The 3,755-nt window shown below is 58.1% G+C and carries 2 protein-coding genes, 1 tRNA gene and 1 pseudogene; 1 reads left to right on the top strand and 3 read right to left on the bottom strand.

The genetic code is table 11. The features are described 5' to 3' along the window. Nucleotides 1–671 (top strand): hypothetical protein (locus tag Q0K09_RS10560; RefSeq protein ID WP_294476165.1); only part of this gene is annotated, 671 nt, incomplete at its 5' end. A 181-nt stretch (nucleotides 672–852) separates the two neighbouring features. Here the strand turns inward: Q0K09_RS10560 and Q0K09_RS10555 are convergent. The 3 genes and pseudogenes from Q0K09_RS10555 to Q0K09_RS10545 form a co-directional block, all read right to left on the bottom strand. Continuing rightward, a tRNA-Ala gene (locus tag Q0K09_RS10555) sits at nucleotides 853–928 on the bottom strand. 279 nt (nucleotides 929–1,207) lie between these two features. Then, nucleotides 1,208–3,118 carry a fructose-1,6-bisphosphatase gene (locus Q0K09_RS10550; RefSeq protein ID WP_294476163.1) on the bottom strand — a complete coding sequence of 637 codons (1,911 nt, stop codon included), beginning with the start codon at nucleotides 3,116–3,118 and terminating at the stop codon, nucleotides 1,208–1,210. 124 nt (nucleotides 3,119–3,242) lie between these two features. Then, nucleotides 3,243–3,755 (bottom strand): annotated as a pseudogene (locus Q0K09_RS10545) (cation-translocating P-type ATPase); the annotation flags it as partial.

Below are 3,755 nucleotides of genomic sequence, written 5' to 3'. Positions count from 1 at the left end.
TCATTCTCATCGTATTCCTCCAATGCCGAGCCCTACATCTCCATCTGAGGGCTATAATCCTGTCTGTGTTCCAATTGGGTGTCCAGGTCAGGGACAGAGAACTCGATTTTGATTCTGGCTTCTTGGATGGCTCTTATCTGTTTGTCATTCAAATTTGGGTCTTCTGCCAACAGATGATCCGTTGCACGATAAATCTCTGTCAACTCCTCATTGGAGAAGAGACTGGCTTTGGGGATCAGACCAGAGCGGACAGCGAAGTCCCGTTTGGCTCCTGCAAAATCATCCTCATAATAGTGCCCATGGCTGACGCCGACCCTTTCATAATCCCAGATCCATGTAACGAACTCATAGCCCCGGCCGGTGCCTCGCTCTCTGCCCGCCAGCACAGCCCCGCCGAAATCCGCAAGCAGATGAAACTTATTGTCAAGACCACGAGCACGGAGCAGGGGGGTGTTTTCCATAGCCTCCACATATTCAAATACTCTGTCGGCTGCAATGGCGACCCTGTGATACAGCTCGTTGGCCTCTGGATTCTTGCTCCCGGACGGAAGCATAAATACTTCGTTCCCAGGAGAAACAGAAAGGACAGGCTGTCCATGGAGAAAAATCTCCAGCCGCCTGTCCTCTTTGCTAAGGGATTCAATTTGCTCCTTTCCGAGACACCGGGATAGTTCCTCAAAAAATTTACTCCCCACTGTAAACCTCCAATCTTGTTACTTCATTGAAAATAAAAAAAGCCCGTGCATTTTTTGCACGGGCTTAGGAACACATCTTTTAACTGAGTGTTCGTCCTCATATTCTTCTTGGATAAAACAATAACTCACACAGCATTGACTGTGTGAGTTATTGTTTTGGTGGAGATAAGCGGGATCGAACCGCTGACCTCTTGAATGCCATTCAAGCGCTCTCCCAGCTGAGCTATACCCCCATATAACCGGAAACCCTTGATTTTACTGAGTTTCCGGGGTTTTGATTAAATTGTCATTTCCTCGCGTCGAGGGGTCGTCACATGCGGTTGCTGGCGCTCCCAGCTGAGCTATACCCCCATCTATTCGGTTTTCAGCCGCTCGGCTCGGTACCGAACGAATGTTATTTTAGCAGAGGGTGTCCGGTTTGTCAACACAAAATTTCATCTTTTTTCAGATTTTTTCTCGAGCCCCTTTTATGGCCGGACTCCGGGGCCATCTGGCCCCGGAGTCCGGGCTGTTCACCGCTTTTTGGGCGCCGGGGTCACCAGCCCCGACCGGTACGCCACCAGGAGCATCTCCAGGTCGGCAATGCGCTCGGCGATCTGCTTGCCGTTGTCGCTGTCCTTGACCCGGACCCGGGTCCCCTCCGTCTCAAAGACCTCGGTGTCCGAGTCGATGTCCTTGTTCTCCTTCAGCGCCTTCTCCACACTCTCAAAGGGCCGGTGGGCCTTGATGCGCATTCCCCGGGAATTATAAATTAAGGTATACCCGGCAATGCCCGTGGACTTATGGTAGGCCTTGCAGAAGCCGCCGTCGATGACGATGACCTTGCCCCCGGCCTTCACCGGGCTCTCCCCCTTGACCACCTTTACCGGCCTGTGGCCGTTGATGATATGGGAATTGGGGGCGTAAAGTCCAAACTCCCGCAGGATCATGGCCCCCGTCTGCTCAGTACGGCAGAAGCGGTAATAGGCATTCTCAGGCTCCACCCAGGCCTCCTGGTCCTTGATATAGGACCGCTCAAAGGTCTTGACCTTGCGCCCGCACAGGGGGGAGAGCTCCCCGCCCCAGAGGTACCACATGAAGTCCACGGCGTACTGGTCCGCGCCGCGACCCCAGGCCCGCCGGGCCATGGCGTCGGCCATGTCCATATAGGCGCGGCCCTGGTAGAGCCGTCCCTGGATCTCCACCGCGGCGAAATTGCCGTCCTGGTCCAGAGGGATGCAGCCGTGGAAGAGCAGGTTCTGGTTGAAGCAGCGGTAGATGGACCCGTGGGCATAGAGGAAGGCCACATGGCGGTGGAGCCGTTCGCTGTTGAGGAAGGCCGCCTTCAGGTCGGCCACCACCCGCTCCTCCTCCGGCGAGAGGGCATAGGGGTCCTCCGGGTCCAGGGTGGGGAACTCCAGCTCCTTCATCTCCCAGTCCCGGTCCTCGGTGTGGACCGTGCCCTTCTCAAAGTCGATCTTGTCCAGGAGCAGCCGGTCCTCCATATGGTACTCCGGGTGGCGCATGATGAGCTGGCCCTCCAGCTTGAAGAGCATGACCCGCACCGCCCGCATGACCGCCTCCTCCGGGTCGGGACCGCCGTAGACCTTCTGGGCAAAGAGGGTCAGGGACCTGAGGCCGATGCCGTAGCCGTTTTCCAGCACCTCGGTGTTGCCGTAGTTGAGATTGTTGCGCAGCAGCGCCATCATGCACGCCTCGTTGCCCGCGGCGGCTCCCATCCACAGCATGTCATGGTTGCCCCACTGGATGTCCAGGGAGTGGTGGGACATGATGAGGTCCATGATCTTGTCCGGGTGGGCGCCCCGGTCGAAGATGTCCCCCAGCACATGGAGGTGATCCACCGCCAGGCGCTTGATGAGGGCCGCCAGGGCCACGATGAAGTCGTCCCCGGCGGCGGTGCTCAGGATGGTGTCGATGATCTTCTCATGGTAGACCTGCTGGTTGTTGTCCTCGTCGGCCTGGGCATGGAGCAGCTCGTCGATGATGTAGGAGAACTCCTGGGGCATGGCCTTACGCACCTTGGAACGGGTGTACTTGGAGGAGAGCACCTTGGACAGCTCGATCAGGTTTTGCAGGGTGTTGCGGTACCAGTCCGGCGTGGCCCGGCCCGAGCTCTTGACCAGGTGGAGCTTCTCCTTGGGGTAGTAGATGAGGGTACACAGGTCCGACTGCTCCCCCTTCCCCAGGACGCCGTCAAAGATGACCTCCACCTTCTCCCGGATCACCCCGGAGCAGTTGTTGAGGATATGACAGCAGGCGTCATACTCCCCGTGGAGATCGCTGATGAAATGCTCGGTGCCCTTGGGCAGGTTGAGGATGGCCGAGAGGTTGATGATCTCAGTGTACGCCGCCTGCGGCGTGGGGTAGCTCTCCGCCAGCAGGCGGATGTACTTCATTCGTTCCGGTGACAGCAGCAATTCCATGGGTATCGGCCCCTTTCCATGCGTCTTTTCCCCCATTGTAATGGCCTAAATTGAGGCTGTCAATGCCCGAAACATTAGAACGCCGGCACCCTTTCATACGAAAGTAAGCCGGCGTTCTAATGTCTCAATTTTTTCTTTTTTCTTCCAAAAGTCCTTTATCGGCCAGGTACCGGGCCACCCGCTCCACCACCCGGGGGAGCAGGGCCATAAGGGCCGCGGCCCAAATTGCCAGCGCCAGCAAAGTGAGGGCCATGGGCCCCGTGAGCCGGGTCAGGGAAAAGAACTTGGGCAACAGCAGGTAGCCCCCCGCGAAGCCCGCCGACACCACCAGGAACAGTATCATCCGCCAGCAGTCAAAGGGCCGGCTGATCCGCCACAGGTTCAGAAGGCCGGTATACCCCGTCAGCAGCACCGAGAGGGTGGAGAACTGCGCAGGAGAAAAGCCCAGCCACGACGACAGGGCGGTGAGGAGCAGCACGTTGCTGGCCATGGTGATGCCTCCGGGCAGCGCGCGCTCCATGACGTTGACCAGGAAGCGGCCCCGGAGGCGCTCCCGGTTGGGCTCCAGCGCCAGGAAGAAGGAGGGTATCCCGATGGTGAGGGTGCTGATGAGGGTGAGCTGGATGGGCTGGAAGGG

It is taken from the genome of uncultured Intestinimonas sp., from assembly GCF_944387725.1.
GTDB lineage: Bacteria > Bacillota > Clostridia > Oscillospirales > Oscillospiraceae > Intestinimonas.
The sequence above is the reverse complement of the archived record's forward strand: the minus strand, read 5'-3'. Positions and strand labels throughout refer to the sequence as shown.